Below are 23,260 nucleotides of genomic sequence, written 5' to 3'. Positions count from 1 at the left end.
GATCACCCCTTGAGTGCGGCGGAGAAAGCCGCGCGTTGTTCGTCGGTTGCACCCAGGCGCTGCTTGTACAGCGACATGCTTCGCTGAGGTGCCAACTCCTGCCAGAAGCCCATGGTCAGCATCGGATTGACCCCGACCGCTTGCAGAGCGGCGACATCGAAGCCCACGACCATTTCAACTTCTTCTTCACTCAATGCGAAACGCCCGAGAAAGCCTTTGGGGTCTTCGCGAAAACGCTCTTTGGAGGCGCGATCAACTGAGAGTTGCCACAGCGCTCGCTCCAGAAGATTTCGGCTCATATCGATCACTCGCTCAGGAAGTCGCGAACCAGCGCCACGAAGCGGCGCGGTTGCTCGCTCTGCACCCAGTGGCCGCAACGGCCAAACAGATGCAAATCGGCATTCGGTACGCTATTGGCGATCAGCATTCCGCAGGATGGCGGCACCACGCGATCTTCACGGCCATGCACAACCAGAGTCGGCGCGATGATCTTGGCCAATGCCGCGGCAGGGAAACCCTTGACCAGCGTTTCGCCCTCGGCGGCTGGCTTGGGAATGAGCTTGCGCAAGGCTTCCTGGGAACCGGCGCGGGCACTGGCTTCGTAACGCGCCTTGACCAGCTCGGGTGTGATCAAGGCCTCGTCGTATGGGAACAGCGCCATCAGCCGCTGCATGTTTTCCAGGGATGGTTCGTACTCCCATGCACCGCGTAGCCCCGGCGTCTGCACAAATTCACCGGCAGGCGTTCCCAACAGGACCAGCTTGTCGACCCGCTCCGGAGCGAACACCGCGAGGCCAATGGCGACCGCGCCGCCAAAGGAATTGCCGACGAAAGAGGCCTTGGCAATATCCAGCGCATCCATGATGCCGACCAGGTGGTTGACCCACAATTTGATGTCGTACTTGGCCTCTTCCTGGAACTCGGTGAAACCGAAACCGGCAATGTCCGGCACGATGATCCGCCATTTGTCAGAGAAGGCCGACATGCTCCGGGACCAGTTGGTCCAGCCCGAAACGCCAGGACCGGAGCCATGGAGCAGAAACAGAGCATCGCCCTGACCTGCTTCGTGATAGTTGGTCTTGTGTCCTGCTGCCAGCAGGGTTTTTCCAATGCCGTCCATAAGGCCTCCGGTTGTTTTTATTTATGAAGATACAGATGTGTATCTGTATGCTAGAGAGGAAACCCGGACACGTCAACACGCAAAATACAGACATGTATGTCAGTGCTGGGCGCAGAATCAGGTGCTAGAGCGGAAAAATGGTTTTCCTGATAGGATACATTTCTGTATCTTTATGATGGACGGTCAGCCGGATACAAAAAAGATCTGTTCAATACACCTGTGAATTGCGGCTGCCTGGGCAGCCGCCAGGCGTTAGAATGTGTTTCCTTGCCCGAGGCGCCTTACCCGCCCCCGGCACTCATCCAGTTGGTTGGACAAGGCCCTAGCACAATGTCAACACGCACCAGTCTCACTCGAGAAGATTGGATTCATGCCGCACAGCATGTCCTGGTTACCAGCGGCGTAGACGCCGTTCGGGTCGACACTTTAGCCAAGGAGTTGAAGATCACCCGTGGCAGCTTCTATTACCACTTCAAAAGCCGTGGTGAATTACTCGAAGGCATTCTGGGCAACTGGCGGTCCCGTGCGACCGAGGATGTAATTCTTCAACTGCGTACCGCGCATACTTCACCGCTGCAGCAATTGCAACGCCTGTTGGAGCTGCCATCCCACGGCCAGACGGCTCGCGACGCCGCCGCCATTGAATTGGGGATTCGCGCCTGGGCACGCCGGGACGACAAAGCCCGACAAGCCATCGACGAAGTCGACCGCTATCGCCTGAACTATATCGAGGGCCTGTTGATACAAGCGGGCGTGACGCAGAGCGAAGCCTGCGATCGCGCTTATCTGATCTATGCCTATCAAATTAGCTTGTCATTGCTGTACTGCGACGACACTGTGCAGGATCGCAAGGATCGCAGCGCTCGCATGGCAAACATTCTGATTCCTGAATTACTACCTGCGTGACATGGACAGCGGTGGCCCCCCACACATTCAGGCACTCATAGGCGCTCCCCCCTAAAACCCAGGGAAGAATGAACCCTGCAAATACCTCTCGCGCGCCCGGCAGAAACGACGTTGCGGCCGGACCAGCAAGTCAGCACCGGCAAACATGTGATGAGGAATTATCGACAGGCAGGCAAGGCCCCGGATAGGCGCTGGTGGCGAACGGGCTTTTCAGCAAAACCGCAAAACAGAACCCTGTGAGTTGACTGTCAGACGCAGGCGACATCAACCCAATTGAACCTGGATCTGTTTCACTACGCCCTGCATCGCGGGCAGATAACGGCGCGCAGCTTCCTCAATGGGCATCGCCTTGGCGATGTAGACCAGATTCAGGCAGCCCATCACCCGTTCCTCGTGCATGACCGGGATCGCAATGGCGGCGATCTTGCGCTCCTGGCCCCAGTGTGAATTGTTTTCGCCATACCCCTTGGCCAAGGTGTGTTCCACCAGTCGCTCGACAAAACGACGGTCGGCGGCCAGCGGTGATTGTTCATCTTCGCGGCCGATCATCAATTCGATCAGCTCTTCCCGCTCGGCGGGTGGGCAGAACGCAAAGTATGCACGTCCGGTCGCGGTCATCAGCAACGGCAGGCGCCGGCCAACCATGGATCGGTGAAACGACAGGCGGCTGAAGCGATGGGTGGTCTCGCGAATGACCATGGCATCGCCGTCCAGCGTGCACAGGTCGGTGGGCCAGATGACTTCCTGCAACAACTCGCCGAGCAAGGGGGCGGCGATGGAGGAAATCCATTGCTCATCGCGAAAACCTTCACTGAGTTCGCGAACTTTCAACGTCAATCGATAGCTGTCATCCGACTCGCTACGCCGTACATAACCTTCAGCCTGCAAGGTCTCCAACAGCCTGCGCACGGTGGTGCGGTGCAGCCCGCTCTGCTCCGCCAGTTGCGCGGTGCTGGCGCCGCCGTCGAAGCGGTTCAAGCCGTTGATCAGTGCCAGACCTCGCATCAGACCACGCACGGCTTTGTATTCGGTCTCGCTCATGGCTGGATCCTTTGTTGTTGTAAATCAATCATGTGCACTCAGTGCACACTAACAAGGGTTGTCGTTGTCGACCAGCCTTGTGATTTCCATACTGCGCCCAACAAGAAATCCAAAAGCGCTGTACGGAGATGACCATGAGTTCTGCACCCACTCCTTCCACATTGGACCTGACCACCGACGTCGCCATCGTTGGTGCCGGACCTGTCGGCTTGATGATCGCCAATTACCTGGGCCAATGTGGTGTGAACGTCACCTTGGTGGAAAAGCTCGACAGCCTGATCGACTACCCCCGCGCCATCGGTCTGGACGACGAAAGCCTGCGTACTTTCCAGGCCGTCGGTCTGGCCGACAACGTGCTCCCGCACACCACTCCCTGGCACGCCATGCGTTTCCTGACCCCAAGGGGTCGCTGCTTTGCCGATATACAGCCCAAGACCGATGAGTTCGGCTGGTCGCGCCGCAACGCCTTCATCCAGCCCTTGGCCGACCGCGTACTGTTCGAAGGCCTGCAGCGTTTTGACAACGTCAAGGTGCTGTTCGGCCGTGAGCTCGAAGGCTTCGAACACAGTGACAGCGGCGTAGTGCTGAACCTCAAGGATCACAACGGTCGCGGCGAGCGCCTTCAGGCCCGTTATCTGATTGGTTGCGACGGTGGCAACAGTCTGGTGCGACGCAGTCTGAACATCAGTTTCGAGGGTAAGACCGCGCCTAATCAGTGGATCGTTGTCGACATCGCCAACGACCCGCTGAGCACGCCCCATGTTTACCTGTGCTGCGACCCGGTGCGCCCTTACGTTTCAGCCGCCCTGCCCCACGCTGTTCGCCGTTTCGAATTCATGGTCATGCCTGGCGAGACTGAAGCCGAACTGAGCAAACCCGAGAACATGCGCAAGCTGCTGGCCAAGGTGCTGCCAAATCCGGATCGCATCGAATTGATCCGCAGCCGCGTCTATACCCACAACGCTCGCCTGGCCGGGCGGTTCCGTGAGGGCCGGGTGCTGCTGGCCGGCGATGCCGCGCACATCATGCCGGTATGGCAGGGACAGGGTTACAACAGCGGCATGCGCGACGCCTCCAACTTGGCCTGGAAACTGTCACTGGTGATCAAAGGCCTGGCCGCCGACAGCCTGCTCGACAGCTATGAACAGGAACGCCGTGACCACGCCAAGGCGATGATCGACCTTTCGGTGCTGGCCGGCCACGTGCTGGCACCGCCAAAACGCTGGCAAGGCACCTTGCGTGATGGTGTGTCGTGGCTGCTCAACTATGTGCCGCCCGTCAAACGCTACTTCGTGGAAATGCGCTTCAAGCCGATGCCGCAATACACCGAGGGCGCCTTGATCGTACCCGGCGAAAAAGGCTCACCCGTGGGCAAGATGTTCATTCAGCCCCCGGTACTGACCGAAGCTGGCGAAACCGTGTTGCTGGATGAGGTGATCGGCGAGAACTTCGCGATTATCGCCTGGGGCTGCGACCCGACCTGGGGCCTGACGCCTGCACAGATCGATCAATGGCAAGCACTGGGCACGCGTTTTATCCAGGTACTACCGGACGTCCAACTCAAAGCCGCCAGTGACGTCAGCCAAGGGGTGATCCGCATCGGTGACAGCACCGGCCGCCTCAAAGAATGGTTCGCCCGCGGCTCGGCCTCGATTGCCCTGGTGCGTCCGGATCGCTTCCTTGCCGGCCTGGCCATACCGCAAACCGTCGGCCAGGCCTGTGATGAATTGGCCCTGGCAATCAAGGCCCTGCCGCAACCCGAAGTGGCGATCCCCGCCAGCAAGGTGGCCTGACATGAGCGCTTATCTGCATTGCCTATCCCATACGCCGTTGGTGGGCTACGTCGATCCGACGCCCGACGTGCTGGCCGAGGTCGATGGCATGATCGCTGATGCCCGTGAGCGCATCGCCCGCTTCGAGCCGGAGCTGATCGTGCTCTTCGGCCCCGACCACTACAACGGCTTTTTCTACGACGTGATGCCGGCCTTCTGCATCGGCATGGCCGCCCACGCCATCGGTGATTTCGACACCGCCGCCGGCCCCTTGGATGTGCCCAAAGCGCTGGCCGAATCCTGCGCCCAGGCGGTCCTGGATGCCGGTGTCGACGCTGCCGTTTCCTATCGCATGCAGGTCGACCACGCGTTCGCCCAACCGCTGGAGCTGTTGCTGGGCGGTTTAAGGGAATGCCCGGTGATTCCGGTGTTCATCAATTCGGTCGCCGTGCCGTTGCCCGGCTTCAAGCGTGCACGCCTGCTCGGTGAAGCGATCGGCCAGTGGGCGCAGTCGCTGAACAAGCGCGTGCTGTTCCTGGCTTCCGGGGGACTGTCCCATCAACCTCCGGTGCCGGAACTGGCCAAGGTCGATGCGCGTATGGCCGATCGACTGATGGGCAGCGGTCGCCAATTGCCGGCTGATGAGCGACAGGCGCGCCAGGAGCGCGTGATCCAGGCCGCCCGGGATTTCGTTGAAGACCAACGCAGTCTGCATCCGCTTAATCCCACGTGGGATCAGCAGTTTCTCGACACCCTGGAACAGGGTCGCCTGAGCGACCTCGATGCCCTGGGCAATGACGAACTGTCGTCACTGGCCGGCAAGTCCACTCACGAAGTGAAAACCTGGGTCGCCGCCTTCGCGGCCCTTTGCGCCTTTGGCCCTTATCAGACCGAAGGGCGCTACTACCGTCCGATTCCCGAATGGATCGCAGGCTTCGCCGCCCTTGGCGCCCAGCCGCTGAACAACAACCACTGAATCCGAGGAACACTGCCATGACTGCCACTGCGCCAGCTTTCACCGAAGCCTCTACCAGCCGTTTTGTCGACATCAGCGAAGGCGAGTTGAAGCTGCGACTGCATTACAACGACGTGGGTCAGGGAGCCGAAACCGTGGTCATGCTCCACGGTTCCGGACCCGGTGCCAGCGGTTGGGCCAATTTCCATCGCAACATCGAACCGTTGGTTACCGCCGGTTACCGCGTGATCCTGATGGATTGCCCGGGCTGGAGCAAAAGTGACCCGATTGTTTGCGACAGCTCGCGCTCAGACCTCAACGCCCGTGCCCTCAAGGGGCTGGTTGATGCACTGGATCTGGACCGTGTGCACATCATCGGCAACTCCATGGGCGGCCACAGCACCGTAGCCTTCGCCCTCGCCTACCCTGAGCGCATCGGCAAACTGATACTGATGGGCGGCGGCACCGGCGGCCCAAGCGCCTTAGTGCCGCAACCTACCGAAGGCATCAAGCTGATCGGCGCGCTGTACCGCGAACCGACCATTGAAAACCTGAAGAAGATGATGAACGTCTTCGTCTTCGACGCCAGCAGTCTGACCGAAGAGTTATTCCAGACCCGCCTGGACAACATCCTGGCGCGCCGCGATCACCTGGAAAATTTCGTCAAGAGCAGCACCCTCAATCCCAAGCAATTCCCGGACTTCAGCCACCGCCTGCACGAAATCACCGCCCAGACGCTGCTCGTCTGGGGCCGCGAAGATCGCTTCGTGCCCATGGACACCGGCCTGCGCCTGCTGGCCGGCCTGCCCCAGGCACAACTGCACGTGTTCAATCGCTGCGGCCACTGGGCCCAGTGGGAACACGCCGAGACCTTCAACCGCATGGTCCTGGACTTCCTGACCCACTGATCACCGAGGCTGACATGAACCCTATTCAAGACACCCTGGAACAGCTCGCCGCCGACCTGCGTCAGGCCGAAGCCCGCCACGAAGCCATTGCGCCCCTGCGCGAGCAGATCGGCGAAGACAACGCCGAGGCCGCTTACACCATCCAGCGGCTCAACGTCGCCCACGGCGTGGCCAGCGGCCGACGTGTAGTCGGGCGCAAGATCGGCCTGACCAATCCCAAGGTCCAGGCGCAACTGGGCGTCGATCGGCCGGACTTCGGCACCCTGTTCGCCGACATGTGCTACGGCGATAACGAAACCGTGCCGGTGGGCCGCGTGCTGCAACCGAAGATCGAAGCTGAAATTGCGCTGATTCTGGAGCGTGATCTACCGCGTGCCGACACCACGTTTGCCGACGTGATGGCGGCTACCGGCTGGGTCGTCCCGGCATTGGAAATCGTCGGCAGCCGCGTCCAGGGCTGGAACATCCGCTTCGTCGATACCGTCGCCGATAACGCCTCCAGTGGCTGCTTTGTATTGGGTGGCCCGGCGCGGCGTCTCGACGGCCTGGACCTGCGCCAGGCCAGCATGCGCATGACCCGCAATGGTGAGGAAGTGTCCAGCGGCAGTGGCGCCGAATGCCTCGGCCATCCACTCAATGCCGCCGTGTGGTTGGCGCAAACCATGGCGCGCCTGGGCGATCCGCTGCGGGCCGGCGACATCATTCTGACCGGGGCACTTGGGCCGATGGTGGCGGTGGCGGCGGGTGATCGGTTCGAGGCCGAGATCGAAGGCATCGGTCGTGTCGGTGTTCAGTTCAGCGCCGAGTGATCGGCGACGTGCGTGCAAATGAGGCAACAACAATGAACAAACTCAAAGTCGCCATCATCGGCTCCGGCAACATCGGCACCGACCTTATGATCAAGATCCTGCGTAACGCCAAGCACCTGGAAATGGCGGTCATGGTCGGCATCGATCCGGCCTCGGATGGTTTGGCCCGCGCATCGCGCCTGGGCGTGGCGGTGACCCATGAAGGCGTTGAAGGCCTGACCCGCATGGACGTATTCAAGGACATCGACTTCGTGTTCGATGCCACCTCGGCCGGTGCCCATGTGAAGAACGACGCGTTCCTGCGCTCGATCAAACCCGGCATCCGCCTGATCGACCTGACGCCTGCAGCCATCGGTCCGTACTGCGTGCCGGTGGTGAATCTGGAACAGAATCTCGGCCAGCTCAACGTCAACATGGTCACCTGCGGTGGCCAGGCGACGATTCCTATGGTCGCGGCCGTGTCGCGCGTGGCGAAGGTGCATTACGCCGAAATCGTTGCTTCGATCGCCAGTAAATCCGCTGGCCCTGGGACTCGTGCCAACATCGACGAATTCACCGAAACCACCTCCAAGGCCATCGAGGTCATTGGCGGTGCAGCCAAGGGCAAGGCGATCATCGTGATGAACCCGGCCGAACCGCCGCTGATGATGCGCGACACGGTACTTGTGTTATCCGAAGCGGCGGATCAGGCGCTGGTCGAGGCCTCCATCGTCGAGATGGCGGCGGCCGTGCAGGCTTATGTGCCGGGTTATCGCCTGAAGCAAAAAGTGCAATTCGATGTCATCCCCGAGGACGCGCCGCTGCACATCCCCGGCCTGGGCACATTCTCCGGGCTCAAGACATCGGTGTTCCTCGAAGTCGAAGGCGCCGCCCATTACCTGCCAGCGTATGCCGGCAACCTTGACATCATGACCTCCGCTGCCTTGGCCACCGCCGAGCGCATGGCGCAGTCGATGCTCACCGCCTGAGGAGACCGACATGACTATTAATCCCGGCAAAAAACTCTACATCTCTGACGTGACCCTGCGCGACGGCAGCCACGCGGTGCGTCACCAGTATTCGCTGCAGAATGTGCAGGACATTGCTCGCGCTCTGGACACGGCCAAGGTCGACTCGATCGAAGTCGCCCACGGTGACGGTTTGCAAGGGTCGAGTTTCAACTATGGCTTTGCGGCGCACACCGATCTGGAATGGATCGAAGCGGCGGCCGATGTCATCAGCCACGCCAAAATCACAACGCTGTTGTTGCCTGGCATCGGCACGGTGCATGACCTCAAAGCCGCCTACAACGCCGGAGCGCGAGTGGTGCGCATCGCCACTCACTGCACCGAAGCGGACGTGTCGAAACAGCACATCGAGTACGCCCGTGAACTGGGCATGGACACCGTCGGTTTTCTGATGATGAGCCACATGATCCCGGCCGAGGAGCTGGCCGCTCAGGCCAAGCTGATGGAGAGCTACGGCGCGACGTGCGTGTACATGGCCGACTCGGGTGGCGCGATGAACATGCAGGATGTGCGCGAGCGCTTCCGTGCGTTCAAGGCGGTGCTCAAACCGGAAACCGAAACCGGCATGCACGCTCACCATAACCTGAGCCTGGGGGTGGCTAACTCGATCACCGCGGTCGAGGAAGGTTGCGACCGAATCGACGCCAGCCTCGCCGGCATGGGCGCTGGGGCTGGTAACGCGCCGCTGGAAGTGTTCATCGCCGCCGCTGAACGTCTGGGCTGGAACCACGGCACCGACCTTTACACGCTGATGGACGCGGCGGACGACATCGTGCGCCCACTGCAGGACCGGCCGGTGCGGGTCGATCGAGAGACCTTGGCATTGGGTTACGCCGGCGTCTATTCGAGCTTCCTGCTCCACGCTGAAATCGCCGCCGCCAAGTATGGCCTCAAGACCCTCGACATCCTCGTCGAACTGGGCAGGCGCCGGATGGTCGGCGGCCAGGAAGACATGATCGTCGATGTCGCGCTGGACCTGCTCAAACGCTGACCGAGCACCACACCGGCTGACCGCCCACGCAGCGGTCCGTCCGCCCTGTTTTGCCCATACAACAATAAAACGGGTACTGCCCATGACAACGCTCAACCTGACAACACCGCTACACATGACGCGGACCATCGGTCTGTGTTTCCTCGTGGCCCTGATGGAAGGCCTTGACCTACAGGCTTCCGGGATCGCTGCCCAAGGCATGGCGGCCGCGTTCGAACTGGATAAATTGCACATGAGCTGGGTGTTCAGTGCCGGAATTTTCGGCCTGCTGCCCGGTGCATTCGTGGGCGGCTGGCTGGCCGATCGCATCGGTCGCAAGCTCGTGTTGATGGCGTCGGTGGCGCTGTTCGGAGTGTTTTCTCTGGTCACCGCCCAGGCTTGGGACTTCAATAGCCTGCTCGTCGCCCGGTGCCTGACTGGCGTTGGTTTGGGGGCCGCCCTGCCAAACCTGATTGCCTTGACCAGTGAAGTGGCCGGCCCGCGCCTGCGTGGCAGTGCGGTGAGCCTGATGTACTGCGGCGTGCCGTTAGGCGCGGCGCTGGCGGCGACGATGGGTATTGCCGGCTCTTCGGGCGACTGGCAGGCAGTGTTCTACGTCGGCGGCCTGGTGCCTCTGTTGATCGTGCCTCTGCTGGGGCTTTATCTACCGGAATCGGCGCAATTTCGCAGCGTCCAGGACGTCGCTCCCATCGGCGTGGTCCGAGGTCTCTTCCGCGAAGGCGCGGCCCTGCCGACTGCGCTGATCTGGGTCAGCTATTTCTTTACCCTCATGGTGGTTTACATCCTGATCAACTGGCTCCCAAGCTTGCTGATCGGTCAGGGTTTCAGTGGCCGCCAGGCCAATTGGGTCATGCTCGCGCTTCAGATTGGCGCGGCAGTCGGTACCTTGATGCTGGGCTGGGTGATGGACCGCTTGCCGGCTTGGGCACTGTCCGCACTGATCTATGTGGGTATTCTCGCTTCGCTGACCGCTCTGGGTATGGCCAGCCAGCTGGAAAGCATGCTGGCGGCCGGTTTCGTCGCCGGCTTTTTCGCCACCGGCGGGCAATGCGTGCTCTATGCCTTGGCACCGCATTTCTATCGCCCGTCTGTGCGCGCCACGGGCGTGGGCACCGCGGTGGCTATCGGCAGACTCGGCGCAATGAGCGGCCCGCTGGTGGCCGGCAAGATGCTCGCTTTGGGCACCGGCACCGCAGGGGTGATGCTCGCCTCGGCGCCGGGAATCGTCATCGCCGCAGTGGCGATGTTTTACCTGTCGGTTCGGCGCAACGGCGCTCGGTCTGACTGACAACTCCCGCGTAACAACCCGTGCCGGAAACGGTGCGGGGTCACCTCCAACAACAATAAAAGTGAACACCGGCATGCTCAAGATTTCTCTTCGGGCGTTCAGCGCCTGCACCTGCGTTTTATCCCTTGGCCAGGCGTGTGCCAGCGGTTTTGTCGAAGACAGCCACGCCGATCTGACGATGCGCAACTTTTACTTCGATCGTAACTACGTGAACGCCACCCCCCAGACCGCCGCCCGCGAGTGGGCCCAGGGTTTCATTCTCAACGTGCGTTCAGGTTATACGGAAGGGCCAGTGGGGTTCGGCCTCGACGCCCAAGCCTTGCTGGGGGTGCGCCTAGATTCTTCACGCGCTCGCACCGGCACCGGCCTGCTGCCGTACAGCGCCACTACCCGCGAGCCGGCCGATGAATATTCGGAGCTAGGTCTGACGGCCAAGGTCAGGGCATCGAAAAGCGAGCTGCAATTGGGCACTATCAGCACGTTTCTGCCGATCGCTTTCGCCAGCCCTACCCGCCTGCTGCCACAGACCTTTCGCGGCGCGTACCTCAAGTCCCAGGAAAGCGACAACCTGACCCTGCACGCTGGCTGGCTGGATCGCATCAACCTGCGCGACTCCACCGATTACCAGAAAATGTCGGTCGGTTCACCTAACGGACGCTTCAATGGCGCCGCCGAGTCGGACCGTTTTTCTTTCGTCGGCGGAGACTATGCCTGGTCGCCGCAACTGACGCTGAAGTACTACCACGCAGAACTCGCTGACCTGTACCGCAAGGACTTCTACGGCTTTGTCGACAATCGCCCGATGGGCCCCGGCAGCCTGAAAAGCGATTTCCGCCTGTTCGTCACCGACGAGGATGGCGCGGCAAAAGCCGGCGCGGTGGACAACCGCAATGCGGCACTGATGCTGACGTATGCCCTGGGCGCCCACAAATTCGGTGCCGGCTACATGCAACTGACAGGCAAGACAGCCATGCCATACCTGTTCGGCACCGAACCGTTAGTGATCACCGAAGGCACTCTGAGCTCTGAGTTTCTCAACCCCAAAGAGCGCAGTTGGCAGGTACGGTATGACTACAATTTTGCAGGCCTAGGCGTGCCGGGACTGAATGGCATGCTGCGCTACGTAAGTGGCGACAATATCGAACTGGCTAAGCTGGGAGGCTCCAACCTGACAGAGAGCGAAAAGGATATCGAGGTGTCCTATGCGGGTTCTGATGTTTGTCGAAGTTCTCGACCTGGATGAAGCGCTTCCCGCCGACGGTGTAGCGAGTGATGAAACCTTCAGATGCGAGCCAGGCCAGCAACCCTTCGGTATCGATGCCATCACGATAGGGAAACAGTTCACCCTTGATACGCAGAGGGCGATCCTCAAGGCGCCCTGCTTTGTCAGCGAGCAGCCAGAGCCCTTCGAACAACAGCGTCAGCATTGGATCGGCTACGCCCAGGACTTCGTTCTTGAAGAGGGCCGGTTTTATGTTTCTTGCGCGGGCCATGATCAGTGCCCTCCGAAAATAGGGACTGAACAGAAGCGCGACACGTTTTCAGAATTCGAAAAACGTGTCGCGACATTGTTGGGGGTATTGATAAGTGGCGCGGTTTGCATATAATCGTTCCCACAGCGTGTTTTAAGAGAGCCGGGTCACTACCCCGGCTTTTTTTCGTCTCGGATTTGGCAGAGGCCCTCTCAACTACCCTGAAGAGTCCCTGCAAGAGGCCCTGATTGGGGTCACCAACTGAAGCACCTTGGCCTTCCTCCGCCCAACGACCGAAAGCGCCCCAGCTGCAATGGACGCTTCCACCATTTCGTTCAATGCCCGCTCAAGGCTCCAGCCGTTGTTGTTCATCAACCTCTGGATTTCTTGCCTGTGAGCCGGCGGCAGTTTTTCAAGAATTACGGTCATTCGGCCCTCCAAAGGGGCTTCACCCCGCGATATCTTCTTGTTTGTCCTGCATGAGTTCGTCGATCACGCCGTTGGCAACGGCCCACTCGATGATTTCGTAGAGGTAGGTCGCGTGCTGCATGCGGGTTTTTGTGGCGGCCTTGCGTAGGATCCGATCCAGCACAGGTTCGAAACGAACCTTCACCGGAATGGCGCGCTTTTGATTGGGGTCCATGTACATACGGGTCGTGCTCCTGGCTGTTGAAATTGGGTTAAGCGGCAGATTTTTGGGAGGGGAACGGACGCTGCTCTTGGGCCGACAGGCTGCCGTCATCCTCGAGGGTCACGTACACATCGCGGCCTACTCGGATCGCCTTACTCAAGGCGCCTTGCGTACAGCCGAGCAACTGCGCGGCTTTCGTATGGCCGTGCTCTTTTGCAAATTCGGTAAGCGGGATACGGCGCATGGCGTCGTCCTCTACATAGATTTTCACGCCAAGTATGACCGCCGGTATTGTTGATAGTCAATACCGGCGATATTGGTTAAGCAAATACCGCAGGTAATATGATCCGCTGATGAAAAAAGACTCCCGAAGGCTTCCTCTCTCTGATTGGCAGCTGCAAGACAGCGAGCGGCTCAAGGCGATCTTTCAAGAGAAGCGCGGCGCCCTCAAGCTCACCCAGGAAAAGATTGCCGCCGAACTTGGTGACGGCGTCACCCAGGGGGCTGTCAGCCACTTCATGAACGGGCGAACTGCTCTGAGCATCAAGGCAGCAACAGTCTTCGCCAGAATGCTTCAGGTTCCGGTATCAGAGATCAGCCCTACCCTGGCTACTCAAGTGCAGAAGATGGCGTCCTCGCTGGATGGAGGTCGAGATGTACCTCCATCGACTCTCACGTCAAAAGAGGCCGCAAATACGCCCCTCCCTGCCGGCGAAGATATTCACGAGCCAACCGATGAGCGTTATGCGTTTATCCCTCAATACACGGCTCGCGCGGCTGCGGGGGGCGGGCACGATAATCCGCACGTCGAGATTCGAAGCACCCTGGCTTTCAAAAAAGAATGGCTACGCGTTAAAGGGCTAAATCCCAAGAGCCTGAAGGTTATCTATGCCGACGGCGACAGCATGTGGCCGACGGTAAGCGACCATGACGTGCTGCTGGTAGACGAATCACGGATCGAGCCCACAAGCGGCCATATCTACGTGCTGGCGAGCGCTGACAAAGGCGTGATAGTAAAACGCTTGATTCAGGCCGCGCTGGGCAACTGGATCATCCGTAGCGACAACGAGGATAAGGGCGAATTCCCTGACCAGGTGCTGTCTCGCAATGAGATCAATGAGCATCGAATTATTGGTCGAGTGGTTTGGCGTGGCGGGGATTTGTAACGCCTGTTTTGAATCACGAATGAAAAGAACGTGGTTTTTAATGAAGGGAATCTGTCGAGGTTTTAATGAGTAAGAGACCAACAAACCGCTTGCAGACTGAAAGCGAAAAAAACGACATACGAGCAGAATTGCTTGTGACACCACTACAGCTTCATGAGTTCTTGAATGCTAAGAACGCGGATGTTAAGTGTTCCTTTTGCGGCGTCGGCGACTATGGAATTGCTGCGGATCCTACCGGCGAGATGGCTCCTTTGGTTTCCACGCCAGTCCCCCATGTTAAAGGGCTGGGCCTCTGGCTTTACACTGCGGCGTGCATGAACTGCGGTCATGTCGTTTTCTTTCATGCCCCATTCGTGGCGTCCAAGATCCAGGGTAAGTGAAATGGCCATTGAAAAGTGCATGGATGCTAGTGTTTTTTTCAGCCCGGCGTTCCACACGCAAAAACCGAGATCGCAGGTGGTAAATGCCGACGTAGCAATGACAGCGCTGGGTGGGCAGGATCAACATTTGCTGCCTTTCTTTGCTAAGATCACAAATGTAGAAGTGAACGTTCAGGTCATAATGCCAATCTATGTTTATGACCACGCGCAGAATCGGAGGGTGCTAGACATGAGCAAGCTCTTGTCGTTTGATCTGCATGACGTTCCAGTCATGCTTGGATCTGCGTCTTTTGTTGGGTCCGTGGCGGGCGTTTTCTGGAGCATCGCATTCTCTTCACCCGCTCCCTCGTCACTGATCATCGTTGCTGCCACTGCTGGCCTTGCCTGCGGGCGAATGATTTCGCTTAAATCCAAGGCGCACCGATGACCCTAGCTGAGGCGGCAAGCTTATATTTCGAGTTTCTACAGCCAATCAATATCCTTGCTGGAGCACTTGCATGCGGCATTTCGTTTTTTAAACGCAAAGGATCCGAAGCCTTTGCGATTGACTCCATTGCAAAGGGCGCCACGTTTTGCTCATTTCCCAGTGGCGTGGCATTTCTAATATGTGCAGCCTTTCCTAGCTATGTTCCGTCGGTAGCAGACGCGACCCTGGCTTTCTTTGTCGGAGGATTGGCACTGATGATGATACCGTTTCTCGACATGCGAAAATTGTTTCAATCGCCATAGCTGGAATCAGACTACCTGCCACAGCCCGCCACTGAGCGGGCTTTTTGTTGTCTGTGTGATGGCTGGTAGCCAGAGTGGTAGAGTTGGGGTTTTCTCAGGGAGAGCCTCATGCGGAAGTCCTTCTACGCCACCCTCGTCGCATCGACCATCACTGCAACAATCTGGTCTGTACTCGCTAACGCCGAACCTACCTACATACAGAAAATGAATGGGTTGCCGGCTGTATGCAGCATTGAGGATGCCTACCAGCAAACTGAGGTAGACGCGGCCGCCAAAAAGTATGGTGAAGGTAAACCAGGATGGTCAAAAGCCTTCCAGGCTCGCCTGGATGCCGTGCGAACGTGTCTGGATAGCGCGCGAGATAAAGGCAAGGCCTTCTATCGAGATGAGATTGCGAAGCACCCAGACCTCAAGCCTCAACTTTCCGATATGTATGTCGCATGGCTCGCTCATCTGGACCACTTCATTGATGATGAGCAGGATGATTACGAGCGTGCATACGAGAAGTCAGCGAATCGCTTGCAAGCGGAAATTGACGCCAGATAAGGCCTAGGGAAATCGCAACATGGAATCATCAGAAAGGAAATGCCCATACTGTGCCGAGGACATCAAGGCCGAAGCGATTCGATGCAAGCACTGCCAAGCCGATTTAACGCAGAAGATCGTCCTCCCACCAGGATTCGTCGATAAGCCGCAAGGTATGGGGGTTCTTTCCAAGCTTTCAATCATGGCTGTCGCTCTAACGGTGGCGTTCTTGTCCTTCGGTGCCTATGTGGGCAGTACGCCGGAGGGGAAGGCAAAGGCAAAAGACAGAGCTGCTATTGACCTTTGCCATGATCGTGAGTCTGAGTTTTTGGGATCGGCAGAAGCCCGCAACATCATAAGTGGCGCCTGCAGAATGCTCGAAGCTGACTTCCGAAAGCGCTTCGGCCACGCACCATAACTTCGCCCTACCGCGTAGAGCCCGCCATTGAGCGGGCTTTTTGTTGCTCGCCCATCGCAAGAGCACAAATGTACTCCGCCCACTGTTGCCAATTTCGACTCGCTAAAATACTGTACGCACATACAGCAAAGGAGCACTGTGATGGCAAAGGCAAAGCAAGCACCAAAACCCCCGACCTCTTATGAGTTGCTCGGTATGCGAATCCATAAAATCATCAACACCCCTCGATCGCAGGCATCAAAGTCTGCCCTTTTGGAACGAGCTGCGAACGACTCGCCCGAGGACTGGGATCGCATCCTGGAAGAGATCGCCGAAAACGATAACGTGACCATTGCCCACCGCGATGATGGTGCAGTGCATATTTTCTGGACGGTACCCAAGGAAGACTGAATTCACCCACCCCTCTTTGCCCGCCGCTGTGCGGGCTTTTTTTGGATCGTCGAAAATAATATGACCGGAGGTATTGACCAATACACAATACCGGCGGTATTGCTCACCCATCGCAGCGCTACAGGGACTGCGAAGGACCTCAACAGGCCCGCCACACGACTGGTGAAGCCGCCAGGTAGCACGGGATCAGCGAAGTGATCTCCCAGCCCCCAACCGGGGACCGACTGGAACAAAGATCTTTAAGCAAGACGGAGAGTTGAGCTGGGGCGAATCGAGGAATCGGCGCCAATGGTGAGACGGGATATTTGATTCAGTCCGGAGACCGACGCCAGTAGCGGGTCACGGCGGAGAGCATCACTGGAGCGCCTTGGTGACAGGGCGTTCTGGGATGACTACCAGGAGGTAACTGAAAGGTGTTTTCTACTTGCGCTTACCAAGTCCTGGGGCTCCCCCAGGGACAATCGTTATATCGGTGAACATCGGTTCCCTCGAAGACCTAAGCCCCAAGTCGAATTGCCCATCGCGTGATCTGCACCGTTCGCACCGAAGTGGTGATAGCGAGATGTGTTCGCCAACAAGAACTGGCCGACCGCACTCTCTGCAGTCGCGATACTTAGCTGCTAACGCCTTGTCCGCTTTCAGCCGTGCCCTGAGTTTTTGAGTTTCAAGAATTTCTTGCCGCTGCTTCTTGTGACTGGCGGGGTGATTTATCGGCTTGGGAGTCGGCTCCTCTGGAGGCTTGGCCTTCGAGGTTTTTCTCTTCTTTGTCTTATTTGATTTTTTTGGTTCGGGATCGGTTAACGATCTGGCAAGACTTTTAAGCCATGAAACTGAAAGCGGTGTTCCAGACGGATCAGCGGCCACTTGCGCCTGCATGCTTTCGCGCAACTGCTGAAGCACTGCGAGATTCTTATCGTCCATGCCATGAGATCTCTTGTTGATCTGGCCGAGATTATCAGTAGTGACCCGTCGGCGCCATGCCAGCTCTGGAACTGGCCGGGCTCCCTACAAGGGAGAACGCGAAACCACGCAAGCCAGCCAGGAAGAACACCGAACACGAAATGTGTGACCTGGCCAGAGATATGAATCGGGCGATGCGCGTGGTGGAGATGAAGCACCAACAGATTTACTGATGCCGCTTCTATGAGGCGGCATTGGAAATCAACGGAGGGCAGGACGATGACGCAAACATTTGAACAGGGCTGGGCTGCTCGATCGTTCGCCGAGCAGTTCCCGAGCATGGATACAAAAGAGGCTGAGCGCCTTGATCGCCTGAATCATGCGATTACAGATCTGTACATGGCGGACATGCTGACGGATAGCCAAATCAAGGCGATCAGGGAGAAGAAAATGCCCAAAGTCGTCAGCAAAGCGGTGGCAAAGATGAAGGCAAGCGCCACGTCAGCCTGACGATAACTGCCCGAGCACCTGGTACTCCCCAGCACCAGGCCGCATCGGAGTGTGATCTGAATCCTGCCGCCAAGCAGCGAGCTTCCACGCAGCGAAGTCCGAGCAATGAACAGGGCTGATGCAGAGATTGGCACCTGCCAGATCACACCCCGATGCGGACGATTCTGCACCGCGCAACGCGGCCCCCTGCAATCACAGCTTGATAGGTGGCCGCTGCCTTCCCAGTGAGCGAACAACGGAGATCACCACCATGGACTAGCCCAATTCCTGCCCGACGCCCCATGCGCCCGGCAGGCTCGTCATGAAAGAGAGGTAAGCCCGGGTCGCACCGGGCTTTTTATTACCCGCCTTTATCCGCCAGCACTCACCCCGCGCCCAACGGCAATCAGCGGGAGGCATGAGTGCTGACGAATGCAGGTGAACCAACGAATGGAGAAAGTCATGAGTGAGCAGCGCGCTCCACTTCCACGCTCGGCGGACAACGCTGACCAAATGAATTTGCCAGATGGCAAGACCTGCGGCGACTGCGTGCATTGCCGCCGCTGCACGCTGATGTTCGGCCACATCCCGGTTGATGAGTCTTGCGACTGGAGCCCGTCTCGTTTCCGCGAAGCCTTACCGGCCGCTCCTGCCGCATAACCCGCCGCCACCGGAGGCGACCATGACCGTCACATCATCACAGGCTGTCGTCTTCAAAGGCGGCGGTAGGCGCTACCTCACGCTGAAATCAGCATGCAAGGCCGAAGCCCGAGCGCTGATCAACACCCGCTGCGATTGCGAGTATATGGATCACGGCTCGATGGGTGGCGAATGGCTCACCTGCTGGCACCACGAAGAAGAACGCAACGCCGTACTCATGCGGCGCCTGACCGGCGGCTATATGCGCCGCTACCGAGCGCAAAACCCGAGGGTCAAGCCATGAACGCAGCACTGAATATCTGTCAGGCCATGCACGAAGCGAAGTTGCCGCCTCCAGTGAGCGAGAGCAGCCGGGAGCGTGCTCGATCCGAATGGCTGTACAACGCCGCCGAAGACCTGCTTCGAGGCTCTGGCGTGGCCTTCCAGCGCCGCATGCGCAAGCCTCAAGGTGTGACCGCCGAACAGTTCGCCCTTGCTGTCGATGAGCACGTGAACAGGCGCCTTGCTGATTGCGAGGTCGAGACATCGGCACTGGGATGGCTGCTCATCACCGCGGAGCGCGGCAACGTCGACAAGACATCGACGGCGGAACTGCTGGGCCGCAGCGGACACCCACTGGGCATTCTCGGTGAAATTGCAGAGGGCCTACTTCGGCCCCTTGTCGATGATGCGCTGATTGCCCAGGCAGAGGACGAAGAGCTATGAGCCCGTACATCCTCATCGATGAGGCCCTGGCCGGGCTTGAGCATCCCGATTGCCCGCCCGGCAACAGCATTCTGGTCCAGCAGATCATCACCAACCTGATGACCGACCAGTTGATCACCCTCGAAGAATTCAGCCACTACTGCCAGCGTCTGCTGAAGCATTGCAGGCAGCGCAAGGAGTTCGCATGAGTACGCCACCGGTTAAAACGCTGATCGACGAGCAGATCGAAGAGCTGGCCGCCGACCGCATGATCCTGGCCTTTACCCACACCAAATGGCTGGGCGCCCTTTCGCTGGCTCATGACGCTGGCATCCCAAACGTTCACGCCTGGAGTGGTCGGGCCTGCATGTGCGGTGAGTGGACTGTCGCGTACAAGGTGAAGGCGTGAGCTTTTACGAAGACAACATCGAGGACGGCAGCCACTGCATGAGCTGCTGCCAGCTCATCGGCGAGGATGTTGGTTATCCGCGCTGCTGCCGGAATTGTGGCGGCGAAGGTAGCGAGCCGAACCCCGAAGGTCATAAAAAGCGCATGAAGGCCGAAGCCATGCAGCGCTTTGAAGGCTGGCTATCCCGGACCGGCATTGCCCACAAGAAGCACAACAACGGCTACCACGTCGTGCTGACGCTTCCCGACGGGCGAATGATCGACTGCTGGCCCAGCACGAAAAAGTGGCAGCTTCGTGGGCAACGCATCAGCCGCGACGGAAAGGCGCTTCATGAACTGGTGCTTCAGCAACTGAGGCCATGGCCATGACCTCCTACCAGCGCGCCAAGCGCTACTGCTTCTGGCGAGGCTCAGCCATCACCCTTCTCCTCTTCACTGCCTGGATGCTGGCAAGCGCCTACTCCGGCCAGCTCACCCAATAACTCGAACTCATACGCCGCCTGCATGGCGGAAGGAATCCCCGTGTCTGATCTAACCGTCAAGCAAAGCTTCAGCCTTACCCCTTCGTCGCTGAGCGAGGCCATGCAGTTCGCTGAGATCCTGGCCAAGTCGACCATTGTGCCGAAGGAGTTCCTCGGCAACCCGGGCAACATCCTGGTGGCAATCCAGTGGGGTTTGGAATTGGGACTGCAGCCACTGCAAGCGATGCAGAACATCGCGGTCATTAACGGGCGCCCGGCGCTCTGGGGTGATGCAGTTATTGCCCTGGTGCGCGGCTCGCCTCTTTGCGAATACGTGTACGAGGAAGACGACGGCCACACAGCCACTTGCCGAGTGAAGCGCCGCGGCGAGAACGAGCAGGTGCGGATCTACACCATGGATGACGCCAAGACTGCCGGCCTCGTCGGTAAGGCTGGCCCATGGACGCAACACCCAAAACGCATGCGCCAGATGCGCGCCCGTGCCTTCGCCCTGCGTGACGTGTTCCCTGATGTGCTGCGCGGCATGCCGGTCGCCGAAGAACTGCAGGACATGCCGAAAGAGCGGGATAACGGCCAGCCGCTCGCCAGCGTAGCCAAGATCGCTGCGCCGACCAAGCTTGAAGCATATCCGGATGAGAAGCTGACCGAGAATCTGCCGAAGTGGCGCAAGGCGATCGAAGACGGCAAGTCATCGCCTGAGCACCTGATCGCCACCGTCAGCAGCAAATACACGCTTACCGCCGAGCAAATCGACGCCATCAACCAGCTGAAACCACTCGAAGGAGAAGCAGCATGATCATCCATAACGTAGCCCAGGGATCAGCCGAGTGGCACGCCCTGCGCGGCCAGCACTTCACCGCATCCGAAGCGCCGACAATGAAGGGGGTCTCGAAGTACCAGACTCGCACTGACCTGCTGACGCTGAAAAAGACCGGCATTGCTCCTGACGTGACCCCGGCGCAGCAGCACATCTTCGACAGAGGGCACGCCACTGAGGCACTGGCCCGGCCGCTGGTGGAAGCGATGATCGGCGAAGAGCTTTATCCGGTCGTAGGTACCCTGGGCAACCTGCTTGCCTCGATGGATGGCGCGACGATGCTCGGCGAGACGCTGTTCGAGCACAAGCTCTGGAACGAATCGCTGGTGGCTCAGGTGAAGGCGGAAGACCTGGCCCCGCACTATTACTGGCAACTCGAGCAGCAGCTTCTGGTGAGCGGCGCCGAGCGCGTGATCTTCGTGTGTTCCGACGGCACCGCCGAGAACTTCGTCAGCATGGAATATCGCCCGGTTGCCGGCCGCGCCGCGCAGCTAGTCGAAGGCTGGAAACAGTTCGAGGCGGATCTCGCCGGCCACGAATTGGCAGATGCCCCGTCTATCGTCGTCGGCAAGGCCCCGGACGAGCTGCCAGCGTTGCGCATTGAACTGACCGGCATGGTTACCGCCAGCAATCTGAAAGTGTTTGAGGAATCGGCTCTGGCGGTCATCGATTCGGTGAAAACCACGCTGACCACCGACCAGGACTTCGCGGACGCGAAAAAGGCTGTGAAGTGGTGCGGAGATGTTGAGGACGCGGTCACGACGGCGAAGAAGCAGGCGCTGTCACAAACCCAGACCATCGACGAACTCTTCTGCTCGCTGGACCGCATCAGCCAGCACGCCCGGGAAACGCGCCTGAAGGTCGACAAGCTGGTGAAGGCTCAAGAGCTGCTGGTGAAGACCAACATCAAGCAGAAGGCCGAACACGCACTGACGGATCACGTCGCAGCCATCAACAAGACCCTGGGTAAAGTGACCCTGCCTGCGGTGACCGCCGACTTCGCCGGCGCCATGAAGAACAAGCGCACCATCGCGAGCCTACAGGATGCCGTTGATACCGAGCTGGCCCGAGCGAAGATCGACGCCAGCCAGATGGCCGACCACATTCGCCTGAGCCTCGAAAGCCTGCGCACCCTGGCCGTCGACCATGCCTTCCTGTTCGTCGATGCTCAGCAACTGGTAATGAAGGCCAACGACGACCTGGTCGCGCTGATCAAGGTTCGGATTGCTGAGCACCAGAAAGCCGAAGAACAGAAGGCCGAAGCCCAGCGTGAGCAGATCCGCAAGGAAGAACTGCAGAAGATCGAGGATGCCAAGGCGAAGCAGGTGGTAGAGCCTGTCACTGAGCCTGCGCCAGTTGTGACGCCGGCCCCGATCAAGTCCGCACCGGTGGCACAGTCGGCACCCAAGTCGGTGACCGCGCCAGCGCACCAGGCGGTGAACCTTCAGGCCGAAGTATTCGACCTGCTGGATCTGGTCAAAGCCGTGGCCTATGGGCAGGCGCCTATCTCTGTGCTGACCGTCAACTGGGAAGCGCTCGATGCGATGGTTGCTGATCAGGGTCAAAACTTCAGCATGGCCGGCGTGAGGCTGGTGCAGGCGGCAGCATGATCAGCAACCTCAGATCGGATATCGAGTTCCGGCGCGAGAAAGCGCTGGAGCTTTCTTTTCAGGTCCAGCAACACCTGGCAGCGGGCGGGAAATACACCATCGGTAAAAGCCCGGTGATTAATCCAGATCCCGCCAAACGCTCGGAAAAGATCGACCCCGAAACCATCCTCAAGCGCCGCAAGCCTCCAATTTCAAGGGCTGAGCGTAACGCGCTGCGCAAACTCGCGGAGGCATTATGAGCAAGCGCAAACCCCACAACCTAAAAGCCCGCATTGACCGGTCCTGCCGGTCGCTGCTGGCCGCCAATCACGTCGCAGTGGTGAACATCGACCCCAGCGGCCGCCAGGGCATGATCAATTACAAGTCACTGAAGAACATCGCGCCGGGGAAGATCGGCCAGGCGGTTTGCGGCATTGCCCATCGGTGGACGATCTACCTCAGCGCTCTCTGCATTGATGTCCGCGGCGACCGCTACAGCAAATCCATTGAGGTGGCGCCCGATGGCGTCTACCTCTCCGACCACCTGGAAGACGTGATCGAGCATTGCTACAAGAATCTGCGCGACTCGGCCAATCAAAGCCAGATGGTGGCTTCTGGCTGGATCGCCATTCCCGAATCAACGTCGCTCGACGAGGATCACGCCGCACGGATATTTGAAGCGGTTGGTGCCTGGAACCAGCAGAAGGTCGCGGCATGAAGCGA

The 23,260-nt window shown here is 59.0% G+C and carries 34 protein-coding genes; 28 read left to right on the top strand and 6 right to left on the bottom strand.

Features of this window, described 5'->3' with window-relative positions; genetic code table 11:
- Window positions 1-2: 2 nt before the first annotated feature.
- Both QMK50_RS24365 and QMK50_RS24360 read right to left on the bottom strand, forming a co-directional pair.
- Complete coding sequence (locus QMK50_RS24365) at window positions 3-299, bottom strand: extradiol ring-cleavage dioxygenase (RefSeq protein ID WP_128607770.1); 297 nt, start codon at window positions 297-299, stop codon at window positions 3-5.
- 5 nt (window positions 300-304) lie between these two features.
- Entirely contained in the window at window positions 305-1,120 is an 816-nt protein-coding gene (locus QMK50_RS24360) for an alpha/beta hydrolase (protein WP_320334188.1), read from the bottom strand.
- Between the two features lie 330 nt (window positions 1,121-1,450).
- Between QMK50_RS24360 and QMK50_RS24355 the strand changes: the two genes are divergently transcribed.
- A complete protein-coding gene (locus QMK50_RS24355; RefSeq protein ID WP_320334187.1) occupies window positions 1,451-2,026 on the top strand; it encodes a TetR/AcrR family transcriptional regulator in 576 nt (191 codons plus the stop codon).
- A 264-nt stretch (window positions 2,027-2,290) separates the two neighbouring features.
- Here the strand turns inward: QMK50_RS24355 and QMK50_RS24350 are convergent, their stop codons facing one another.
- Complete coding sequence (locus QMK50_RS24350; protein ID WP_320334186.1) at window positions 2,291-3,067, bottom strand: DNA-binding transcriptional regulator; 777 nt, start codon at window positions 3,065-3,067, stop codon at window positions 2,291-2,293.
- Between the two features lie 134 nt (window positions 3,068-3,201).
- Between QMK50_RS24350 and QMK50_RS24345 the strand changes: the two genes are divergently transcribed.
- From QMK50_RS24345 to QMK50_RS24305, 9 genes are all read left to right on the top strand, one after another.
- Complete coding sequence (locus QMK50_RS24345; protein WP_223503038.1) at window positions 3,202-4,860, top strand: bifunctional 3-(3-hydroxy-phenyl)propionate/3-hydroxycinnamic acid hydroxylase; 1,659 nt, start codon at window positions 3,202-3,204, stop codon at window positions 4,858-4,860.
- A gap of 1 nt (window position 4,861) precedes the next feature.
- Window positions 4,862-5,815: a 3-carboxyethylcatechol 2,3-dioxygenase gene (mhpB, locus tag QMK50_RS24340; RefSeq protein WP_223503040.1), complete on the top strand. Its 954-nt coding sequence runs from the start codon at window positions 4,862-4,864 to the stop codon at window positions 5,813-5,815.
- Window positions 5,816-5,832: 17 nt separating this feature from the next.
- Window positions 5,833-6,702: an alpha/beta fold hydrolase gene (locus tag QMK50_RS24335; protein WP_223503043.1), complete on the top strand. Its 870-nt coding sequence runs from the start codon at window positions 5,833-5,835 to the stop codon at window positions 6,700-6,702.
- A 14-nt stretch (window positions 6,703-6,716) separates the two neighbouring features.
- A complete protein-coding gene (gene mhpD, locus QMK50_RS24330; protein WP_223503045.1) occupies window positions 6,717-7,511 on the top strand; it encodes a 2-keto-4-pentenoate hydratase in 795 nt (264 codons plus the stop codon).
- Between the two features lie 32 nt (window positions 7,512-7,543).
- Window positions 7,544-8,479 (top strand): acetaldehyde dehydrogenase (acetylating), encoded by a 936-nt coding sequence (locus QMK50_RS24325; protein ID WP_320334185.1) that lies wholly within the window; start codon window positions 7,544-7,546, stop codon window positions 8,477-8,479.
- A 10-nt stretch (window positions 8,480-8,489) separates the two neighbouring features.
- Complete coding sequence (gene dmpG / locus QMK50_RS24320) at window positions 8,490-9,509, top strand: 4-hydroxy-2-oxovalerate aldolase (RefSeq protein ID WP_320334184.1); 1,020 nt, start codon at window positions 8,490-8,492, stop codon at window positions 9,507-9,509.
- An 82-nt stretch (window positions 9,510-9,591) separates the two neighbouring features.
- Window positions 9,592-10,797 (top strand): 3-(3-hydroxy-phenyl)propionate transporter MhpT, encoded by a 1,206-nt coding sequence (gene mhpT / locus QMK50_RS24315; RefSeq protein WP_223503051.1) that lies wholly within the window; start codon window positions 9,592-9,594, stop codon window positions 10,795-10,797.
- Between the two features lie 73 nt (window positions 10,798-10,870).
- Complete coding sequence (locus tag QMK50_RS24310; RefSeq protein WP_320334183.1) at window positions 10,871-12,040, top strand: OprD family porin; 1,170 nt, start codon at window positions 10,871-10,873, stop codon at window positions 12,038-12,040.
- Window positions 12,000-12,404 (top strand): hypothetical protein, encoded by a 405-nt coding sequence (locus tag QMK50_RS24305; protein WP_320334182.1) that lies wholly within the window; start codon window positions 12,000-12,002, stop codon window positions 12,402-12,404. Before QMK50_RS24310 ends, QMK50_RS24305 begins: the two co-directional genes overlap by 41 nt.
- Before the next feature lie 313 nt (window positions 12,405-12,717).
- Here the strand turns inward: QMK50_RS24305 and QMK50_RS24300 are convergent, their stop codons facing one another.
- Complete coding sequence (locus tag QMK50_RS24300) at window positions 12,718-12,918, bottom strand: hypothetical protein (protein WP_095111155.1); 201 nt, start codon at window positions 12,916-12,918, stop codon at window positions 12,718-12,720.
- A 31-nt stretch (window positions 12,919-12,949) separates the two neighbouring features.
- Complete coding sequence (locus QMK50_RS24295) at window positions 12,950-13,144, bottom strand: Cro/CI family transcriptional regulator (protein WP_028236757.1); 195 nt, start codon at window positions 13,142-13,144, stop codon at window positions 12,950-12,952.
- Between the two features lie 109 nt (window positions 13,145-13,253).
- Here QMK50_RS24295 and QMK50_RS24290 point away from each other — a divergent pair, with 109 nt between their 5' ends.
- The 7 genes from QMK50_RS24290 to QMK50_RS24260 all read left to right on the top strand — a co-directional run bounded on the left by QMK50_RS24290 (window position 13,254) and on the right by QMK50_RS24260 (window position 16,508).
- Window positions 13,254-14,066, top strand: a complete 813-nt coding sequence (locus QMK50_RS24290; RefSeq protein ID WP_320334181.1) for a LexA family transcriptional regulator — start codon at window positions 13,254-13,256, stop codon at window positions 14,064-14,066.
- A 65-nt stretch (window positions 14,067-14,131) separates the two neighbouring features.
- Window positions 14,132-14,446, top strand: a complete 315-nt coding sequence (locus QMK50_RS24285) for a hypothetical protein (RefSeq protein ID WP_320334180.1) — start codon at window positions 14,132-14,134, stop codon at window positions 14,444-14,446.
- A 1-nt stretch (window position 14,447) separates the two neighbouring features.
- Window positions 14,448-14,873, top strand: coding sequence for a hypothetical protein (locus QMK50_RS24280; protein WP_320334179.1), 426 nt, complete (start codon window positions 14,448-14,450; stop codon window positions 14,871-14,873).
- Entirely contained in the window at window positions 14,870-15,175 is a 306-nt protein-coding gene (locus QMK50_RS24275) for a hypothetical protein (RefSeq protein ID WP_320334178.1), read from the top strand. Before QMK50_RS24280 ends, QMK50_RS24275 begins: the two co-directional genes overlap by 4 nt.
- Window positions 15,176-15,283: 108 nt before the next feature.
- Window positions 15,284-15,721, top strand: coding sequence for a hypothetical protein (locus QMK50_RS24270; RefSeq protein ID WP_320334177.1), 438 nt, complete (start codon window positions 15,284-15,286; stop codon window positions 15,719-15,721).
- Between the two features lie 19 nt (window positions 15,722-15,740).
- A complete protein-coding gene (locus QMK50_RS24265) occupies window positions 15,741-16,118 on the top strand; it encodes a hypothetical protein (protein WP_320334176.1) in 378 nt (125 codons plus the stop codon).
- A gap of 141 nt (window positions 16,119-16,259) precedes the next feature.
- Entirely contained in the window at window positions 16,260-16,508 is a 249-nt protein-coding gene (locus QMK50_RS24260; protein ID WP_320334175.1) for a DUF1654 domain-containing protein, read from the top strand.
- A gap of 420 nt (window positions 16,509-16,928) precedes the next feature.
- On the opposite strand, the gene QMK50_RS24255 is transcribed toward QMK50_RS24260, so the two are convergent.
- Complete coding sequence (locus tag QMK50_RS24255; RefSeq protein WP_320334174.1) at window positions 16,929-17,429, bottom strand: hypothetical protein; 501 nt, start codon at window positions 17,427-17,429, stop codon at window positions 16,929-16,931.
- 258 nt (window positions 17,430-17,687) lie between these two features.
- Between QMK50_RS24255 and QMK50_RS24250 the strand changes: the two genes are divergently transcribed.
- The 11 genes from QMK50_RS24250 (at window position 17,688) to QMK50_RS24200 (ending at window position 23,255) form a co-directional block, all read left to right on the top strand.
- Window positions 17,688-17,918, top strand: coding sequence for a hypothetical protein (locus tag QMK50_RS24250; protein ID WP_320334173.1), 231 nt, complete (start codon window positions 17,688-17,690; stop codon window positions 17,916-17,918).
- Window positions 17,919-18,359: 441 nt separating this feature from the next.
- Window positions 18,360-18,557 (top strand): hypothetical protein, encoded by a 198-nt coding sequence (locus QMK50_RS24245; protein ID WP_320334172.1) that lies wholly within the window; start codon window positions 18,360-18,362, stop codon window positions 18,555-18,557.
- A gap of 22 nt (window positions 18,558-18,579) precedes the next feature.
- Entirely contained in the window at window positions 18,580-18,840 is a 261-nt protein-coding gene (locus QMK50_RS24240) for a hypothetical protein (protein ID WP_320334171.1), read from the top strand.
- On the top strand, window positions 18,837-19,262 hold the full coding sequence (locus QMK50_RS24235; RefSeq protein WP_320334170.1) for a hypothetical protein: 426 nt from the start codon (window positions 18,837-18,839) through the stop codon (window positions 19,260-19,262). The genes QMK50_RS24240 and QMK50_RS24235 overlap by 4 nt, the downstream gene beginning before the upstream one ends.
- Window positions 19,259-19,450, top strand: a complete 192-nt coding sequence (locus QMK50_RS24230) for a hypothetical protein (RefSeq protein WP_302098363.1) — start codon at window positions 19,259-19,261, stop codon at window positions 19,448-19,450. The genes QMK50_RS24235 and QMK50_RS24230 overlap by 4 nt, the downstream gene beginning before the upstream one ends.
- Window positions 19,447-19,650 carry a hypothetical protein gene (locus QMK50_RS24225; protein ID WP_320334169.1) on the top strand — a complete coding sequence of 68 codons (204 nt, stop codon included), beginning with the start codon at window positions 19,447-19,449 and terminating at the stop codon, window positions 19,648-19,650. The genes QMK50_RS24230 and QMK50_RS24225 overlap by 4 nt, the downstream gene beginning before the upstream one ends.
- Complete coding sequence (locus QMK50_RS24220; RefSeq protein WP_320334168.1) at window positions 19,647-20,018, top strand: hypothetical protein; 372 nt, start codon at window positions 19,647-19,649, stop codon at window positions 20,016-20,018. The genes QMK50_RS24225 and QMK50_RS24220 overlap by 4 nt, the downstream gene beginning before the upstream one ends.
- A gap of 153 nt (window positions 20,019-20,171) precedes the next feature.
- On the top strand, window positions 20,172-20,927 hold the full coding sequence (locus QMK50_RS24215; protein WP_320334167.1) for a recombinase RecT: 756 nt from the start codon (window positions 20,172-20,174) through the stop codon (window positions 20,925-20,927).
- Window positions 20,924-22,558, top strand: a complete 1,635-nt coding sequence (locus tag QMK50_RS24210) for a YqaJ viral recombinase family protein (RefSeq protein WP_320334166.1) — start codon at window positions 20,924-20,926, stop codon at window positions 22,556-22,558. Before QMK50_RS24215 ends, QMK50_RS24210 begins: the two co-directional genes overlap by 4 nt.
- The gene (locus QMK50_RS24205; protein WP_320334165.1) at window positions 22,555-22,797 is read left to right on the top strand and encodes a hypothetical protein; all 243 of its coding nucleotides are present in this window, start codon (window positions 22,555-22,557) and stop codon (window positions 22,795-22,797) included. The genes QMK50_RS24210 and QMK50_RS24205 overlap by 4 nt, the downstream gene beginning before the upstream one ends.
- A complete protein-coding gene (locus tag QMK50_RS24200) occupies window positions 22,794-23,255 on the top strand; it encodes a hypothetical protein (RefSeq protein WP_320334164.1) in 462 nt (153 codons plus the stop codon). Before QMK50_RS24205 ends, QMK50_RS24200 begins: the two co-directional genes overlap by 4 nt.
- Window positions 23,256-23,260 lie beyond the last annotated feature (5 nt).

Origin of the sequence: Pseudomonas sp. P5_152 (assembly GCF_033989915.1) — a bacterium.
Classification (GTDB): Bacteria; Pseudomonadota; Gammaproteobacteria; order Pseudomonadales; family Pseudomonadaceae; genus Aquipseudomonas.
The sequence above is the reverse complement of the archived record's forward strand: the minus strand, read 5'-3'. Positions and strand labels throughout refer to the sequence as shown.

Bases quoted from the DNA above. Each gene is read 5' to 3' on its own strand.
- mhpT (WP_223503051.1), top strand. From the start codon at position 9,592: ATGACAACGCTCAACCTGACAACACCGCTACACATGACGCGGACCATC.
- QMK50_RS24285 (WP_320334180.1), top strand. From the start codon at position 14,132: ATGAGTAAGAGACCAACAAACCGCTTGCAGACTGAAAGCGAAAAAAAC.
- QMK50_RS24360 (WP_320334188.1), bottom strand. From the start codon at position 1,120: ATGGACGGCATTGGAAAAACCCTGCTGGCAGCAGGACACAAGACCAAC.
- dmpG (WP_320334184.1), top strand. From the start codon at position 8,490: ATGACTATTAATCCCGGCAAAAAACTCTACATCTCTGACGTGACCCTG.
- QMK50_RS24310 (WP_320334183.1), top strand. From the start codon at position 10,871: ATGCTCAAGATTTCTCTTCGGGCGTTCAGCGCCTGCACCTGCGTTTTA.
- QMK50_RS24325 (WP_320334185.1), top strand. From the start codon at position 7,544: ATGAACAAACTCAAAGTCGCCATCATCGGCTCCGGCAACATCGGCACC.
- QMK50_RS24230 (WP_302098363.1), top strand. From the start codon at position 19,259: ATGAGCCCGTACATCCTCATCGATGAGGCCCTGGCCGGGCTTGAGCAT.
- QMK50_RS24250 (WP_320334173.1), top strand. From the start codon at position 17,688: ATGACGCAAACATTTGAACAGGGCTGGGCTGCTCGATCGTTCGCCGAG.
- QMK50_RS24290 (WP_320334181.1), top strand. From the start codon at position 13,254: ATGAAAAAAGACTCCCGAAGGCTTCCTCTCTCTGATTGGCAGCTGCAA.
- QMK50_RS24280 (WP_320334179.1), top strand. From the start codon at position 14,448: ATGGCCATTGAAAAGTGCATGGATGCTAGTGTTTTTTTCAGCCCGGCG.
- QMK50_RS24345 (WP_223503038.1), top strand. From the start codon at position 3,202: ATGAGTTCTGCACCCACTCCTTCCACATTGGACCTGACCACCGACGTC.
- QMK50_RS24255 (WP_320334174.1), bottom strand. From the start codon at position 17,429: ATGGACGATAAGAATCTCGCAGTGCTTCAGCAGTTGCGCGAAAGCATG.
- QMK50_RS24260 (WP_320334175.1), top strand. From the start codon at position 16,260: ATGGCAAAGGCAAAGCAAGCACCAAAACCCCCGACCTCTTATGAGTTG.
- QMK50_RS24245 (WP_320334172.1), top strand. From the start codon at position 18,360: ATGAGTGAGCAGCGCGCTCCACTTCCACGCTCGGCGGACAACGCTGAC.
- QMK50_RS24205 (WP_320334165.1), top strand. From the start codon at position 22,555: ATGATCAGCAACCTCAGATCGGATATCGAGTTCCGGCGCGAGAAAGCG.
- QMK50_RS24265 (WP_320334176.1), top strand. From the start codon at position 15,741: ATGGAATCATCAGAAAGGAAATGCCCATACTGTGCCGAGGACATCAAG.
- QMK50_RS24225 (WP_320334169.1), top strand. From the start codon at position 19,447: ATGAGTACGCCACCGGTTAAAACGCTGATCGACGAGCAGATCGAAGAG.
- mhpD (WP_223503045.1), top strand. From the start codon at position 6,717: ATGAACCCTATTCAAGACACCCTGGAACAGCTCGCCGCCGACCTGCGT.
- QMK50_RS24295 (WP_028236757.1), bottom strand. From the start codon at position 13,144: ATGCGCCGTATCCCGCTTACCGAATTTGCAAAAGAGCACGGCCATACG.
- QMK50_RS24270 (WP_320334177.1), top strand. From the start codon at position 15,284: ATGCGGAAGTCCTTCTACGCCACCCTCGTCGCATCGACCATCACTGCA.
- QMK50_RS24365 (WP_128607770.1), bottom strand. From the start codon at position 299: ATGAGCCGAAATCTTCTGGAGCGAGCGCTGTGGCAACTCTCAGTTGAT.
- QMK50_RS24355 (WP_320334187.1), top strand. From the start codon at position 1,451: ATGTCAACACGCACCAGTCTCACTCGAGAAGATTGGATTCATGCCGCA.
- QMK50_RS24200 (WP_320334164.1), top strand. From the start codon at position 22,794: ATGAGCAAGCGCAAACCCCACAACCTAAAAGCCCGCATTGACCGGTCC.
- QMK50_RS24350 (WP_320334186.1), bottom strand. From the start codon at position 3,067: ATGAGCGAGACCGAATACAAAGCCGTGCGTGGTCTGATGCGAGGTCTG.
- QMK50_RS24210 (WP_320334166.1), top strand. From the start codon at position 20,924: ATGATCATCCATAACGTAGCCCAGGGATCAGCCGAGTGGCACGCCCTG.
- QMK50_RS24240 (WP_320334171.1), top strand. From the start codon at position 18,580: ATGACCGTCACATCATCACAGGCTGTCGTCTTCAAAGGCGGCGGTAGG.
- QMK50_RS24275 (WP_320334178.1), top strand. From the start codon at position 14,870: ATGACCCTAGCTGAGGCGGCAAGCTTATATTTCGAGTTTCTACAGCCA.
- QMK50_RS24305 (WP_320334182.1), top strand. From the start codon at position 12,000: ATGCGGGTTCTGATGTTTGTCGAAGTTCTCGACCTGGATGAAGCGCTT.
- QMK50_RS24235 (WP_320334170.1), top strand. From the start codon at position 18,837: ATGAACGCAGCACTGAATATCTGTCAGGCCATGCACGAAGCGAAGTTG.
- QMK50_RS24335 (WP_223503043.1), top strand. From the start codon at position 5,833: ATGACTGCCACTGCGCCAGCTTTCACCGAAGCCTCTACCAGCCGTTTT.
- QMK50_RS24300 (WP_095111155.1), bottom strand. From the start codon at position 12,918: ATGTACATGGACCCCAATCAAAAGCGCGCCATTCCGGTGAAGGTTCGT.
- mhpB (WP_223503040.1), top strand. From the start codon at position 4,862: ATGAGCGCTTATCTGCATTGCCTATCCCATACGCCGTTGGTGGGCTAC.